The 14355-nt window shown below is 66.0% G+C and carries 11 protein-coding genes; 6 read left to right on the forward strand and 5 right to left on the reverse strand.

Translation table 11 applies throughout. The features are described from left to right. Nucleotides 1-71 precede the first annotated feature (71 nt). A complete protein-coding gene (gene typA / locus AC3WUF_RS02025; RefSeq protein ID WP_492421906.1) occupies nucleotides 72-1907 on the reverse strand; it encodes a translational GTPase TypA in 1836 nt (611 codons plus the stop codon). 204 nt (nucleotides 1908-2111) lie between these two features. Here typA and AC3WUF_RS02030 point away from each other — a divergent pair, with 204 nt between their 5' ends. After that, a complete protein-coding gene (locus AC3WUF_RS02030; protein WP_492421908.1) occupies nucleotides 2112-4112 on the forward strand; it encodes an APC family permease in 2001 nt (666 codons plus the stop codon). A 201-nt stretch (nucleotides 4113-4313) separates the two neighbouring features. Next, a complete protein-coding gene (locus AC3WUF_RS02035) occupies nucleotides 4314-5504 on the forward strand; it encodes an acyltransferase family protein (protein ID WP_492421910.1) in 1191 nt (396 codons plus the stop codon). 15 nt (nucleotides 5505-5519) lie between these two features. Here the strand turns inward: AC3WUF_RS02035 and AC3WUF_RS02040 are convergent, their stop codons facing one another. Continuing rightward, the gene (locus tag AC3WUF_RS02040) at nucleotides 5520-7064 is read right to left on the reverse strand and encodes an alkaline phosphatase D family protein (RefSeq protein ID WP_492421912.1); all 1545 of its coding nucleotides are present in this window, start codon (nucleotides 7062-7064) and stop codon (nucleotides 5520-5522) included. 167 nt (nucleotides 7065-7231) lie between these two features. Here AC3WUF_RS02040 and AC3WUF_RS02045 point away from each other — a divergent pair, with 167 nt between their 5' ends. Then, on the forward strand, nucleotides 7232-8413 hold the full coding sequence (locus AC3WUF_RS02045; protein ID WP_492421914.1) for an acyltransferase family protein: 1182 nt from the start codon (nucleotides 7232-7234) through the stop codon (nucleotides 8411-8413). Between the two features lie 7 nt (nucleotides 8414-8420). Here the strand turns inward: AC3WUF_RS02045 and purT are convergent, their stop codons facing one another. Then, nucleotides 8421-9602: a formate-dependent phosphoribosylglycinamide formyltransferase gene (gene purT, locus AC3WUF_RS02050; RefSeq protein WP_492421916.1), complete on the reverse strand. Its 1182-nt coding sequence runs from the start codon at nucleotides 9600-9602 to the stop codon at nucleotides 8421-8423. A gap of 143 nt (nucleotides 9603-9745) precedes the next feature. Here purT and pyk point away from each other — a divergent pair, with 143 nt between their 5' ends. The 3 genes from pyk to AC3WUF_RS02065 are packed head-to-tail and all read left to right on the forward strand — an operon-like array spanning nucleotide 9746 to nucleotide 12511. Beyond that, on the forward strand, nucleotides 9746-11179 hold the full coding sequence (gene pyk / locus AC3WUF_RS02055; protein WP_492421918.1) for a pyruvate kinase: 1434 nt from the start codon (nucleotides 9746-9748) through the stop codon (nucleotides 11177-11179). Between the two features lie 52 nt (nucleotides 11180-11231). Next, the gene (locus tag AC3WUF_RS02060; RefSeq protein WP_492421920.1) at nucleotides 11232-11945 is read left to right on the forward strand and encodes a glycerophosphodiester phosphodiesterase; all 714 of its coding nucleotides are present in this window, start codon (nucleotides 11232-11234) and stop codon (nucleotides 11943-11945) included. Between the two features lie 41 nt (nucleotides 11946-11986). Then, complete coding sequence (locus tag AC3WUF_RS02065) at nucleotides 11987-12511, forward strand: REP-associated tyrosine transposase (protein ID WP_492421922.1); 525 nt, start codon at nucleotides 11987-11989, stop codon at nucleotides 12509-12511. A 79-nt stretch (nucleotides 12512-12590) separates the two neighbouring features. On the opposite strand, the gene AC3WUF_RS02070 is transcribed toward AC3WUF_RS02065, so the two are convergent. Both AC3WUF_RS02070 and AC3WUF_RS02075 read right to left on the reverse strand, forming a co-directional pair. Further along, nucleotides 12591-13397: an ABC transporter permease subunit gene (locus tag AC3WUF_RS02070; RefSeq protein WP_492421924.1), complete on the reverse strand. Its 807-nt coding sequence runs from the start codon at nucleotides 13395-13397 to the stop codon at nucleotides 12591-12593. Next, complete coding sequence (locus tag AC3WUF_RS02075) at nucleotides 13394-14251, reverse strand: ABC transporter permease subunit (RefSeq protein WP_492423533.1); 858 nt, start codon at nucleotides 14249-14251, stop codon at nucleotides 13394-13396. The genes AC3WUF_RS02070 and AC3WUF_RS02075 overlap by 4 nt, the downstream gene beginning before the upstream one ends. Between the last annotated feature and the right edge of the window lie 104 nt (nucleotides 14252-14355).

Raw genomic sequence — 14355 nt, forward strand, 5'->3', positions numbered from 1 at the left:
CGCCGGCGAGTTCCCTCGGCGGCGGCTGCGGTTTTGCAACATTCATCCCCGCTTGCGCGGGCGATGAAGGATCAATCGCGATCCGAACGCTTGCGCTCGTGCTCCTTGAGGAACTTCTTGCGGATGCGGATCGAGGTCGGCGTCAGTTCGACGAGTTCGTCGTTGTTGATGAACTCCAGCGCCGGTTCCAGCGCGAACTTCACCGCCGGAACGAGGATCACGTTTTCGTCCGAACCCGACGCACGCATGTTGGTCAGCTTCTTGCCCTTCAGCGCGTTGACGACGAGGTCGTTGTCGCGCGAGTGGATGCCGACGATCTGGCCTTCATACACCTCGTCGCTGGGCTCGGCCATCATGCGGCCGCGCTCCTGCAGGTTGAACAGTGCGTAGGCGAGGACCTTGCCCTGTTCGTTGGAGATCATGACGCCGTTGCGACGCTCGCCGATGCCGGTCGCTTCCGACTTCGGGCCGAAGTGGTCGAAGTTGTGGAAGATCAGGCCGGTGCCCGAGGTCATCGTCATGAACTGGGTCTGGAAGCCGATCAGGCCGCGCGACGGGATCATGTACTCGAGACGCACGCGACCGCGGCCGTCCGGCACCATGTTCTGCATCTTGCCGCCGCGTTCGGCGAGGCCCTGGATGACGCCGCCCTGGTTGCCTTCTTCAACGTCGGCGACAAGGGTTTCGTACGGCTCGCACATCTCGCCGTCGATCTCCTTGAGGATGACCTGCGGACGCGACACGGCGATTTCATAGCCTTCGCGACGCATGTTTTCGAGCAGGATGCCGAGGTGCAGAAGACCGCGACCGGAGACGCGGAACTGGTCGCCGGTGCTCATCGGTTCGACGCGCAGCGCGACGTTGGTCTTCAGCTCGCGCTGCAGGCGATCGCCGATCTGGCGCGAGGTGACGAACTTGCCTTCCTTGCCCGCGAACGGCGACTTGTTGACCTCGAAGATCATGCTCATCGTCGGCTCGTCGACCTGCAGCGTCGGCAGCTGTTCCGGCACCTTGGCGTCGCAGACGGTCTCGGAAATGCCGAGGTCTTCGACGCCGGTGATCGCGATGATGTCGCCGGCTTCGGCTTCGGCCACTTCGACCTTGTCGAGGCCCATGAAGCTGAGCACCTGCAGCACGCGGCCCATGCGGACCTTGCCTTCGCGGTCGACGACCGACACCGGCATGTTGGTCTTGATCTTGCCGCGCTTGACGCGGCCGGTGCCGATGACGCCGACGTAGCTCGAATAGGCCAGCGACGTGATCTGCATCTGGAACGGCTGTTCAGGATGGACGTCCGGCACCGGCACCTTGTCGATGATGGCCTGGAACAGCGGGTCCATGTTGCCTTCGCGGATGTCCGGGCTGTCGCCGGCGTAGCCGTTGAGCGCGCTGGCGTAGATGAACGGGAAGTCGAGCTGCTCGTCAGTCGCGCCGAGCTTGTCGAACAGATCGAAGACCTGGTCGATGACCCAGTTCGGACGCGAGCCCGGACGGTCGATCTTGTTGACGACGACGATCGGCTTGAGGCCCATGCCGAACGCCTTCTGGGTCACGAAGCGGGTCTGCGGCATCGGGCCGTCGACGGCATCGACCAGCAGGCAGACGCAGTCGACCATCGACAGCACGCGCTCGACTTCGCCGCCGAAGTCAGCGTGTCCCGGGGTGTCGACGATGTTGATGCGGTATTCGGTGTCGGTGCGCTTGTCGAGCCAGCGGATCGCGGTGTTCTTGGCCAGGATCGTAATGCCGCGCTCACGCTCCAGGTCGTTGGAGTCCATGATGCGTTCGCCGAGCTGCTCGCGAGCTTCAAGGGTCTGCGACTGACGCAGCAGCTTGTCGACGAGGGTCGTCTTGCCGTGGTCGACGTGGGCGATGATGGCGATGTTGCGAAGGTTCTGGATGCTCATGGGAATACCGCGTTTGGCGTCGCCAGGGTGAGGTGACGTCTGGGTTTGCGGTGCCGGTTGGCAGCGCGGGGCAAAAGGGCGCGGGATTGTACGCGAGTGCCTGCTATTGCGCATTTTTTAGGCGATTTTTACGCCCGGATGACAGTGCAGCGTGCGCGGGACAGGCCTAAAATCCGCGCCTTCGGTCTCTGGGGAATCGCCGGAATGAGCGTTTTGCAGGGGGTTCGGCGCCTGGTTCTGGGCAAGAAGCTCGATCCTTTCGACCCGAAGACCCGCCAGCACCTGGTCCTGGTCGCATTCCTGGCCTGGATCGGCCTGGGCGCGGACGGCCTGTCGTCGTCCTGCTACGGCCCGGAAGAGGCCTTCCTCGCGCTCGGCGAGTATCGCCACATCGCGCTGTATCTGGCACTCGCCACCGCCGTCACCGTCTTCATCATCTCGCTGGCCTACAACCAGGTCATCGAGCTGTTCCCGTCCGGCGGCGGCGGCTACAAGGCGGCTACCCAGCTGATCGGCCCGCATGCCGGCCTGGTGTCGGGCTCGGCGCTGATCGTCGACTACGTGCTGACCATTGCCATCTCGGTCGCCAGCGGCATGGATGCCCTGTTCAGCCTGCTGTCGCCGGGCGCCCTCGGCTTCAAGCTCTACGCCGAGGTCGGCGTGATCGCATTGCTGATCACGCTCAACCTGCGCGGCATGAAGGAGTCGATCACGGTGCTGGCGCCGATCTTCCTGGGTTTCTTCATCACCCACATCGGCCTGATCGTCTACGGCATCCATTTCCATGCGGCCGAAGTCAAAGGGCTGTTCGCGGTGACCTGGGCCGAGACCACGCAGCTGTCGCAGGAAACCGGCTGGATGTTCGTCGTCGCGCTGTTCCTGCGCGCCTATTCGGTCGGCGCCGGCACCTATACCGGCATCGAGGCGGTCTCCAACAACGTCAACATGCTCGCCGAGCCGCGCGTGCGCACCGGCCATCTGACGATGGCTTACATGGCGTTGTCGCTGGCGGTGACGGCCGGCGGCATCATCCTGCTGTATCTGCTGTGGGACGTTCAGCATGTGCACGGGCAGACGCTCAATGCGGTGACGTTCCGCAGCATCCTGCAGACCCTGCCGTGGAGCGCGGAGACCGCCGAGACCGCGTTGTGGACCGTGCTGCTGCTGGAGGCCGGCCTGCTGCTGGTCGCCGCCAACACCGGCTTTCTCGGTGGCCCCTCGGTGCTCGCCTCGATGGCGGCCGATCACTGGGTGCCGCGCCAGTTCCGCCAGCTGTCGAGCCGCATGGTCACCCAGAACGGCGTGCTGCTCATGGGCATCTCGGCGCTGCTGGTGCTGCTGCTGACGCGCGGCAAGGTCGGCCTGCTCGTCGTGCTGTACTCGATCAACGTGTTCCTGACGTTCTCGCTGTCGCTGTTCGGCCTGTGCCGGCACTGGTGGGATCAGCGGCGCTTCCAGCGCTTCTGGAAAGGCAAGTTCGCGATGGCCGCACTCGGCTTCGTCGTCTGTGCCGCGATTCTCGTCGTGATCCTGGTCGAGAAGTTGATGCTCGGCGGCTGGATCACGGTACTGATCACCAGCGGCGTGGCCGGCATCTGCCTGTTGATCCACCGCCACTACGAAGGCGTGCGCCTGCAGATGCAGCGCATCGACCAGACCTATACGCAGAAACAGGACTGGGACCCGGACCTCCGCGCGCTGCCGACCGACGCCGAGCTGGAAACGGCGGTCATGCTGATGGGCAACAGCCGCGGTGCCGGCATGCAGGCGATGCAATGGGTGCTGGAGCATTTCCCCGGCCGCTTCGGCAACTTCGTGTTTGTATCGATCGGCGAAGTCGACAAGGAAGCCTTCAACAGCGCGCGCAATCTGAAGAGCCTGCAGGCGCGCATCGAGAATTCGCTGAACTACTTCAGCAGCTACAGCGCGAGCCTTGGCCTGCGCTCGAAGACCTACCAGGCCTACGGCGGTGATCCGCTCGGCGAGCTGATGGGCCTGCTGCCGCGCGTGCTGGAGGATTTCCCCAGGGCCACCGTGTTCGCCAGCCACCTGGTCTTCAGCCATGAGACGCTGATGACGCGCTGGCTGCACAACCAGATGCCGATCGCCGTGCAGCAGCGCATGGCCAAGCTCGGCCGGCCGATGATCGTCGTGCCGCTCGAAGTGCCGGACGAGTTGCCGGAACAGATGCCCAACATCCGCTAGCCGCCGCCTGCGCAATTTTCGCGCCGGCGGCGATGGGCGGTTTCCAGCACGAGTCTTGCGAAACCTTCAGGCCTGCCGGGGCGATCGAGAAACGCTGACACGTGAAGGGCTTCGCTCCGACAGTTCCCTGCTGAATCGGCTGTCCTTCGGCGCCTGATCCGCCCGGCACAGTAAACCCTGGGACTGGGGTGGACGGGGCGGATGAAGCATTCTCGAATTTCCGAGCTGGATGGCTTGCGCGGGCTCGCTGCGTGCATCGTCCTGCTGCATCACGCGTTCCCGACGCCGCTGTTCTCGGCCTGGCTGGTCATGGAGGGCTTCTTCTGCCTCTCCGGCTTCCTGATCACGACGATCCTGCTGCGCATCGACCTGTCGCAACCGATCGCGATCCGCAATTTCCTCGCACGCCGCACCCTGCGTATCTGGCCGGTGTACTTCCTCGCGCTGGCTTCGGCCTACCTGCTCGGCGTGGCCTTCGAGCTGCGTCAGCCCGAGCTGTATACGGACATGACCTGGTGGAAGGGCATCTTCTTCCTGCAGTTCACAGAGGGCTATTCGCAGCTCGGCAGCAACGACTACCTGTACGACTACGCGCTGTGGTTCCGCCCGACCTGGTCGTTGGCGGTCGAGGAGCAGTACTACATCCTGTGGCCGGCGCTGATCATGCTGGCCAGAGGGCGCCGCGCCGTCATGCTCGCCGTCTGCGTGGCGCTGGTGATAACCGGCTTCGCGATGCGCGATGCCGGTTATCAGCTGAACCTGCTGCTGACCCGCGGCGACGGCTTCGCGCTGGGTAGCGCGCTGGCGATCATCCAGGAGAGCCTGCCCAAGCGCAGCGAGGCTTTCCGCCGCGGCGTGGTGTGGATGTATGCCGTCGCGTTTGTCGCGGGGCTGTATGTCTGCGGCGAGTACATCGTGACCGGCTACCTGAGCGGTGCCGTGCAGAACTACAGCGACATCATCACCTACGGCGACTGGACCAGGAACGTGTTCTTCGCGTCGCTGCTGGCGATGGGCATCATCGGCCTGCTCCGCAGCGGCCAGCTGAACTTCGCGCGGCGCGCGCTGAGCATCCGGCCGTTGATCTACATGGCCGAGATCAGCCTGGCGCTGTATCTGTTCCAGGATCAGGTGATCACCGTCGTCCGCACGGTCGCGCAGATGCTGCATCTGCCACATGGCATCTGGACCGAGGTGCTTGGCATGGGCTTGAGCATCGTCGCCGCCGAACTGTCGAGGCGCCTGATCGAGCGGCCGGTCAATCGGCTCAAGCGCCTGTTCCCGGCCATTACGCCGGACGGCAAGGTTGCCGAGGTGATCAGTGCCGACGTCGAGGCGCCGCGGCCGGCGCGGCCGGCAACGCCCAGCGGCATTGTTGTCGCGGCGGCCTGAACCCCGTCGCCGCCGTTAGGCGGCGAGCACCCGGGCGCGGCCCGATTCGACAGCGAAGCGGCGCAGCGTCGCCGCCGTCGAGGCGGGGTCGCGGACATCGGCCACCACCCGGAAATCGACCTCCAGTCGTTGCGGCGTCGCCCGGCACTGCACATAGCCGCGCTGCCGGCTGTCGAAGAACTTCACATGCGGGTTCTCCGGCAGGATCGCCGCAAAGGCTTCATAAGGCACGCCGGACGAACTGATTGAAGTGCCGGTGAATTCGGTGGCGACCGGCACCGTGCCTGGCGCCAGCGACAGCTCGCTGGCCCAGAAGGAATGGATGTCGCCGCCGATGACGACCGGGTTCGCGGTCCGCGCCGCGGCCAGCCGGTCGAGGATGCGCTGGCGCGCCGGCGCATAGCCGGTCCACCCCTCGGTCCAGCTGCCGTAGGAGGGGCCCACCAGTTGATCCAGCGGTGCCATCAGCATCGACTGCGCGAGCACATTCCAGCGGGCGCCGCTGCGGCTCAGGCCGTCGAGCAGCCATTGCTCCTGTGCGGCGCCAAGCATGCTGCGCGCGGGATCGGCCAGCGCGGCGCAGTCGGTCACCAGCCGGCCGCCGCCGGCCTGCGGCAGCGGGCAGGCCTGGTCGTCGCGGTACTGGCGGGTGTCGAGCACGTGAAAGGCGATGAGATCGCCAAAGGCGCTGCGCTGATAGAGCGGCATGTCGGCACCGCGCGGGCGCGCATGCAGGCGCAGCGGCATGTGTTCCCAGTACGCGCGATAGGCGGCAGCGCGCCGCGCGAGAAAGCGCTCGGCCGGATCGAAGTCCTGGCTGTGGCTGCCGGCGTAATCGTTGTCGACCTCGTGGTCGTCCCAGCACAGCAGCCAGGGGCAGGCGGCGTGCGCGGCCTGCAAGTCGCGATCGAGCCGGTAGCAGGCGTGGCGGTTGCGGTACTCGTCCAGCGTGTACGGCTCGCCGGCTTCGTGCGGGCGCAAAGGATTCTTTGTCGACGACTCGTAGATGTAGTCGCCCAGATGCAGGATCAGGTCTGGGTTGTCGCCGACCATGTGGCGATACGCCGAGTAGTACCCCTGCTCGTAGTGCTGGCACGACGCGTAGGCGAAGCGCAGGCCGGCCGGCGTGCTGCCGGCGGCCGGCGCGGTGCGGGCGCGACCGGACGGACTGACGGCGTCGGCCCAGCGAAAGCGATACCAGTACAAGCGGTCGGGTTCGAGGCCGGCGACTTCGACATGCAGTGAATGCGCCCAGTCCGGCTCCGCCAGCGCGCGGCCGGCCAGCCGGATATCGCGAAAGCGCTCGTCGGCCGCGACCTCCCAGTCGATCTCGACCGCTGCCGCCGGCATGCCACCGCCGCCGAGCGGCTGCGGTGCCAGCCGGGTCCAGATCACGAAACCGTCGGCCTGCGGATCGCCGCTGGCGACGCCGAGCGTGAACGGATATTCGCCCGGCCGTGGCGCGGGACCGTTGCGTGTCGCGCAGGCGCCCAGGGTCAGCAGGCCCGCCGAGGCCAGCAGCAGGCGGCGCCGATCCGGCGAAACGATCGAACGAGTCATCTGCAAAGTCTGGCGCCGCCGGATGACAGGCCGGTGTCGAGCGCTGCCGCTTGCATCGACAGTTGCCTACAAGTAACTGTAAATTGACCTACAAGTAACATGCGCATCGACTGACGTCCGGGGCCGGTGGCGCACACAAGACCAGGGTCGCTGCAGGTGGGGCAGATTTGAAGCATTCCCGAATTTCCGAGCTGGACGGCCTGCGTGGCGTTGCTGCCTGCATCGTACTGCTGCATCACGCCTTCCCGGTCCAGCTGTTCTGGGGCTGGCTGGCGATGGAAGGCTTCTTCACGCTGTCCGGCTTCCTGATCACAACGATCCTGCTGCGTATCGACCTGACCCAGCCGATCGCGATCCGCAACTTCCTGATCCGCCGCACGATCCGCATCTGGCCGGTGTACTTCCTCGCGCTGGCCTCGGCGTTCGCGATCTGGGTCGCGTTCAAGCTGCGCCAGCCGGAACTGTACGGCGACATGATCTGGTGGAAGACGCTGTTCTTCCTGCAGTTCTCCGAAGGCTACTGGCAGCCTGGCGAAACCGCTTATCTGTACCAGTACGCGCTGTGGTTCCGCCCAAGCTGGTCGCTCGCCGTCGAGGAGCAGTATTACCTGCTGTGGCCGGCGCTGATCATGCTGGCGCGCGGCCGGCGCGGCGTCATGCTGGCGTTCTGCGTCGCGCTGGTGGCGATCGGCTTCTACATGCGCGAGGCGGGTTACGCGCTGAACCTGCTGCTGACGCGCGGCGACGGTTTTGCCGTCGGCAGCGCGATGGCGCTGCTGCAGGAAAGCCTGCCCCATCGCAGCGAACGCTTCCGCCGGGGCGCGGTGTGGATCTATGCCGCTGCCTTTGTCGCCGGCGTTCTGGTCTGCGGCCGGTACGTCGCCGACGGCTACGTCGAGATCAAGGCCTACAGCGACATCCTGACCCATGGCGACTGGACGGTGAACGTGTTCTTCGCGTCGCTGCTGGCAGGCGGCGTCATCGGCCTGTTCCGCAGCGGCCAGCTGGAATTCGTGCGCCGCGCGGTCAGCATCAAGCCGCTGATCTACATGGGCGAGATCAGCCTCGCGGTCTATCTGTTCCAGGACCAGGTGTTCACGGTTTTCCGCACGCTGGCGCAGATGCTCGACCTGCCGCATGGCCTGTACATCGAAGCAGCGGCGATCGTCGCCAGTGTCATCGTCGGCGACCTGTCGCGACGCCTGGTCGAAGGGCCGATCAACCGGCTCAAGCGCCTGTTCCCGGCGATCACACCGGACGGCAAGGTGGCCGAGGTCATCACGGCAGAGCCGATCGTCGCCGCGAGCGCGCCGAAACCGCCCGGCAGCGCGCAGCCGACGGCCGCCTGATCCGGGGTCAGTTCCCCGCGCTGATCGCCGCCGCGGCCTGCCGTGCTTTCGCGCGCGCCGCCTCAACGTCGGCAGCCAGCGCCAGCGTCACGCCCATGCGGCGCTTGCCGACGATCTCGGGTTTGCCGAACAGGCGCAGCTGGGTATCCGGCTCGGCCAGCGCAGCGGCGAGGCCGCTGAACGTCGGCACCTTGTGATCGCCTTCGAACAGCAGCGCGCAGGACGCCGCCGGGCCCTGCTGGCGGATCGCAGGAATCGGCAGGCCGAGGATCGCGCGCACATGCAGCGCGAACTCCGATAGGTCCTGCGAGATCAGCGTGACCAGGCCGGTGTCGTGCGGGCGCGGCGAGACTTCCGAGAAGATGACCTCTTCACCGCGGACGAACAGCTCGACACCGAACAGGCCGCGGCCGCCGAGCGCGCCGGTCACCGCTTCGGCAATCGCCTCGGCCTTTTTCAGCACGGCCGGCTTCATCGGGTGCGGTTGCCAGGATTCGCGGTAGTCGCCGTCGATCTGCAGATGGCCGATCGGCGCGCAGAAGCTCGTGCCGCCCGCATGGCGCACCGTCAGCAGCGTGATCTCGTAGTCGAACGGCACGAAACCCTCGACGATGACGCGGCCGGCACCGGTGCGCCCGCCCGCCTGCGAATAATCCCAGGCCTTCTGCACATCGGACGCCGACTTGACCGTCGACTGGCCCTTGCCGCTCGACGACATCACCGGCTTGATGACGCAGGGAATGCCGATCTTGTCGACCGCCGCGACGTACTCCTCGTAGGTGTCGGCGAACCGGTACGGCGAGGTCGGCAGGCTGAGGTCCTCGGCGGCCAGCCGGCGGATGCCTTCACGATCCATCGTCAGGCGCGCGGCGCGCGCGGTTGGCACGACGGTGTAGCCCTCGGCTTCGAGTTCCAGCAAGGTCGGCGTGTGGATCGCCTCGATCTCCGGGACGATCAGATGCGGCTTCTCGAGTTCGACGACGCGACGCAGCTCGGCGCCGTCGAGCATCGCGATGACGTGCGAGCGGTGCGCAACCTGCATCGCCGGTGCATTCGCATAGCGGTCGACGGCGATCACTTCGACGCCGAGGCGCTGCGCCTCGATCGCTACTTCCTTGCCCAGCTCGCCGCTGCCGAGCAGCAGCATGCGCGTCGCGCCGGTGGAGAGCGGGGTTCCGATCGTCGTCATGGTTGCATCCTTCGCGGCTATGGGTGTTTTCGGGGGCTACAAGCGTCACCGGCGAGGCCTACACTAAGGGCATCGCCGGCACGGCGCGATCCGTGCAGAGGCTCGGCAGGTCGCCATTGTATTGATGTATTGAGAACCAACGCATGCAACGTCGTACCAAGATTCTCGTCACCCTCGGCCCCGCCACCGACGACCCGGCCAAGATGCGCAAGATGCTGGCAGCCGGAGTCGATGCGGTGCGGCTCAACTTCTCGCACGGCAGCGTCCAGGACCACACGCAGCGCGCGACGATGGTCCGCGAAGCCGCGGCCGAACTGGGCATGGTCGTCGGCATCCTCGCCGACCTGCAGGGGCCGAAGATCCGTATCGAATCCTTCAGCAACGGCCCGGTCGAGCTGCTCGACGGCCAGACCTTCGTGCTCGATACCGCGCTCGACAAGAATGCCGGCGACCTCAACGTGGTCGGCTGCGCCTACAAGGAACTGCCGCAGGACGTCGTGGCCGGCGACACGCTGCTGCTCAACGACGGCGCGATCGCGATGCGCGTCGACGCGGTGGACCTCACCCGCATCGTCTGCACGGTACTGATCGGCGGCTGGCTGTCGAACCGCAAGGGCATCAACAAGCAGGGCGGCGGGCTGTCCGCCGCGGCACTGACCGACAAGGATCGCGAAGACATCAAGACCGCCGCGGCGCTCGATGTCGACTTCATCGCCGTGTCGTTCCCGCGCTCGGCGGCCGACATGGAGCTGGCGCGTTCGCTGGTGCGCGAAGCCGGCAGCGATGCCGCGCTGGTCGCCAAGATCGAACGCGCCGAAGCGCTGCCGGTGCTGCGCGAGCTGATCGCGGCGAGCGATGTGGTGATGGTCGCGCGCGGCGATCTGGGCGTCGAGATCGGCGATGCCGAGCTGCCGGGCTGGCAGAAGCGCATCATTGCCGAGTCGCGCGAGCAGAACAAAATGGCGATCACCGCGACGCAGATGATGGAGTCGATGATCACCAATCCGATCCCGACCCGCGCCGAGGTGCTCGACGTTGCCAACGCCGTCATGGACGGCACCGACGCGGTGATGCTGTCCGCCGAGACCGCGGCCGGCAAGTATCCGGTCAAGACCGTGCAGGCGATGTCGCGCGTCTGTATCGGCGCCGAGTCGAGCATGCAGCACCTGCCGCAGCGCGACGTCAAGCGCAACGACTCGCACTTCACGCGCACCGACGAGGCCATCGCGATGGCGACCGCCTGGACCGCGCAGCAGATGAACGCGCACGCCGTGGTGGCCTTGACCGAATCCGGTTCCACCGCGCTGATGCTGTCGCGCACCGACACGCAGATCCCGATCTATGCACTGACCCGCCACGACAAGACGCGCCGCCGCATGACGCTGTGCCGCGGCGTCTACCCGGTCGGTTTCTCGCACAGCGCGCCGGACAGCCGCATCCAGGTCGCCGAGGCGATCGATTGCCTGCGTACCCGCGGCGCGCTCAATGCCGGCGACCGCGTGCTGCTGACCAAGGGCGACGGCACCGGCTCCGGCGGCACCAACGAGATGAAGATCATCAAGATCGCCGACGACTGAGCGCGCAAAGGCGAGTAGGCTAGGGCGGGACCATCGCGAAGACGGAGCAGTCATGACCACCCCGCGCGAATTCACCATCATCGGCCATCGCGGCGCCGCAGGCCTGGCGCCGGAAAACACCCTGCTGTCGATCGACACCGGCATCCGCGCCGGCGCCGGCTGGATCGAGATCGACGTGCAGCACCACGACGGCGAGCTGTGGGTGATGCACGACCTCACGGTCAACCGCACGACCAACGGCAAGGGACTGCTGACCGACCTCAGCGCCGTGCAGATCCGCCAGCTCGACGCCGGTCGCGGCGAACCGGTGCCGACGTTGTCCGAAGTGCTCGACCTCGTCGAACAGCGCGTCGGCGTCAACATCGAACTCAAGACCTGGAACGGCTGCGCCGCGGCCGTCGCCGATTGCCTGCGCGACTATCTCGCCGAGGGTTGGCCGCCGAGCAAGCTGACCGTCTCGTCGTTCCATCTGCCGGAGCTGTGGGAGTTCAAGCAACTGCTGCCGCAGGTGCCGCTCGGCGTGCTGTACTGCGGCGTGCCGCTCGACTGGGCCGGCGTCGCCGGTGAGTTCGGTGCGCGCAGCCTCAACATCTCCAACGAGTTCGTCGACGCCAAGCTGGTCGCCGACGCGCATCAGCGCGGGCTACGGATGAACGTCTATACCGTCAACGACGTCGACGAGCTGAAGCGTCTGCGCGCCGTCGGCGTCGATGGCATCTTCACCGACGTACCAGACCGCATGCTCGCCGCAGTCAAGAACCCGTAGGCTGGGATGAAGCGCAGCGGAATCCCAGCACCGCCCCAAGCATGCGCACCTACACCCGCACTCGGATCGCCGGCGGCACCTACTTTTTCACCGTCAACCTCGCGGAACGCAGGAAAAGCAGCCTGTTGGTCGATTACATCGACGCTCTGCGCGAAGCCTTCCGCCTGACGCAACGCGATCATCCGTTCACGATCGACGCTGTCGTCGTTCTTCCCGAGCACCTGCATTGCTTGTGGACCTTGCCGCCAGGCGATGCGGATTACTCGAATCGCTGGCAACTGATCAAGGCGCGCTTCTCGCGTAGCTTGGCGAAGACCGAAAGCATCTCATCGAGTCGGCAGCGGCGCGGCGAGCGTGGCATCTGGCAGCGGCGCTACTGGGAGCATGCGATCCGTGATGATCGCGACTTCGAACGGCATGCGGACTACATTCATTTCAATCCGGTGAAGCATGGGTATGTCGCAGCTGCACGGGAGTGGCCGTATTCATCGTTTCATCGATGGGTGCAGCGCGGGTTCTATGCCAGCGATTGGGCGGCGCCGCCTATGAGGGAGGATTGGGAGTGAGGTTGCTGGGATTTCATCCCAGCCTACAGGCCTACAGGCCGGCTGAACCGTAGGCTGGGATGTAATCCCAGCATGGCGCCTATCCCTCACTGCGCCGCGCCTGTCTGTGCATCACGAAACCAGCAACCGCCACGCCAAGTGCCACCGCCGTAACGATCAGCGTCGCCAACGCATTAACCTCCGGCGTCACCCCGAGCTTGACCTTCGAATAAATCACCATCGGCAGCGTGCTCGCGCCGGGACCTGATGTGAAGCTCGCGATGACGAGATCGTCGAGCGACAGCGTAAATGCCAATAACCAACCCGCCAGCAGCGCCGGCGCAATCAGCGGCAGCGTGATGAACACGAACACGCGCCAGGGCCGCGCACCAAGATCCATCGCGGCTTCTTCGAGGCTGAGGTCCAGCGAGCTCAGGCGCGAGCGCACGACGACGGTGACGTAGCAGGCGGTCAGCGTGATGTGCGCGAGCATGATCGTGCCCATGCCGCGCTGCGGCCAGCCGGTCGCCTGCTGCAGCGCGACAAACAGCAGCAGCGACGACAGGCCGAGCATGACGTCCGGCATGACCATCGGCGCGGAGTTCATCAGGCTCAATATGCCGCGGCCCGGAAAGCGGCCGAAGCGCGATAGCGCGAGTCCGCTCGCGGTACCGAGCAGCACGGCGGCGGTCGCGCTGACCGCAGCGATCGTGACGCTGCGGCCGAGCGCGGCGAGGATCTGTTCGTTGCCGAACAGCTCGACGTACCAGCGTGTCGAGAAGCCGCCCCAGACTGTCGCGAGGCGTGAGCCGCTGAACGAATAGACGATCACCGAGAAAATCGGCACGTAGAGAAACGCATAGCCGAGCGCCATCACCGTGTACAGCGGCCAGGCCTTGCGCTTCATGAGCGCAGCTCCGGGTTCTCGCGGCGGTTCTCGAGGTACTCGAAGATCAGCGTCGGGATCACGATCAGCAGCAGCATCGCGATCGCGACGGCGGCGGCGAGCGGCCAGTCGCGATTGGTGAAGAACTCGGTCCACAGCACGCGGCCGATCGTCAGTGCGTCCGGTCCGCCGAGCAGATCCGGAATCACGAACTCGCCGACCGCCGGAATGAACACGAGCAGGCAGCCGGCGATGATGCCGGGCATCGACAGCGGCAGCGTGATGCGCGCGAAGGCCTGCATCGGCCGCGCGCCGAGATCGGCGGCGGCTTCGAGCAAGGTGAAGTCGAGCCGCATCAGCGTCGCCGTCAGCGGCAGGATCATGAACGGCAGGTAGTTGTAGACGATGCCGATGTAGACCGCGAGATTGGTGTGCAGGATCGCGCTGCCCGGCTCGATCAGGCCGAGCGAACCCAGGGTGGCCGACAGCCAGCCGTTGGCCTTGAGGATGCCGATCAGCGCATAGGTGCGCAGCAGCGAGCTGGTCCAGAACGGCAGGATCACGCCGATCAGCAGCACCAGGCGCGCCGCCGGTTTCGCGCGCGCGATGCCGTAGGCGATCGGGTAGCCGATCAGCAGGCACAACAGCGTCGACACACTCGCGAACAGCAGCGAGCGCAGATAGGCCGCGACGTACAGCGGGTCCTGTAGCAGCATCGCGTAGCTCGCCGCGTGCAGGCGCAGGCTGATCGCGCCGTTCTCGGCGCGTTCGATCAGCGAGGTGTACGGCGGCGCCTGGCCGAACACGGCTTCGGCGAAGCTGATCTTGGCAACGATGAAGAACGGCACGGCGAAGAACAGGCCGAGCCACAGCATCGGCAGCAGCTTGACGATGAAGCGCCCGCGCTGGGTGCGGAACTCCGTACCGACGGCGCGGAACCAGCCGAACAGGTTGCGGACGACTTCCGCCCAGAAACTCC

The sequence above is a fragment of the Fontimonas sp. FW305-C-3 genome (genome assembly GCF_058783185.1).

What these genes read in the sequence shown, in the direction of transcription:
- AC3WUF_RS02075 (WP_492423533.1), bottom strand. Translation starts at nt 14,251, where the DNA reads ATGCTGTGGCTCGGCCTGTTCTTCGCCGTGCCGTTCTTCATCGTTGCC.
- AC3WUF_RS02065 (WP_492421922.1), top strand. Translation starts at nt 11,987, where the DNA reads ATGCGCACCTACACCCGCACTCGGATCGCCGGCGGCACCTACTTTTTC.
- typA (WP_492421906.1), bottom strand. Translation starts at nt 1,907, where the DNA reads ATGAGCATCCAGAACCTTCGCAACATCGCCATCATCGCCCACGTCGAC.
- AC3WUF_RS02030 (WP_492421908.1), top strand. Translation starts at nt 2,112, where the DNA reads ATGAGCGTTTTGCAGGGGGTTCGGCGCCTGGTTCTGGGCAAGAAGCTC.
- AC3WUF_RS02060 (WP_492421920.1), top strand. Translation starts at nt 11,232, where the DNA reads ATGACCACCCCGCGCGAATTCACCATCATCGGCCATCGCGGCGCCGCA.
- pyk (WP_492421918.1), top strand. Translation starts at nt 9,746, where the DNA reads ATGCAACGTCGTACCAAGATTCTCGTCACCCTCGGCCCCGCCACCGAC.
- AC3WUF_RS02035 (WP_492421910.1), top strand. Translation starts at nt 4,314, where the DNA reads ATGAAGCATTCTCGAATTTCCGAGCTGGATGGCTTGCGCGGGCTCGCT.
- purT (WP_492421916.1), bottom strand. Translation starts at nt 9,602, where the DNA reads ATGACGACGATCGGAACCCCGCTCTCCACCGGCGCGACGCGCATGCTG.
- AC3WUF_RS02070 (WP_492421924.1), bottom strand. Translation starts at nt 13,397, where the DNA reads ATGAAGCGCAAGGCCTGGCCGCTGTACACGGTGATGGCGCTCGGCTAT.
- AC3WUF_RS02040 (WP_492421912.1), bottom strand. Translation starts at nt 7,064, where the DNA reads ATGACTCGTTCGATCGTTTCGCCGGATCGGCGCCGCCTGCTGCTGGCC.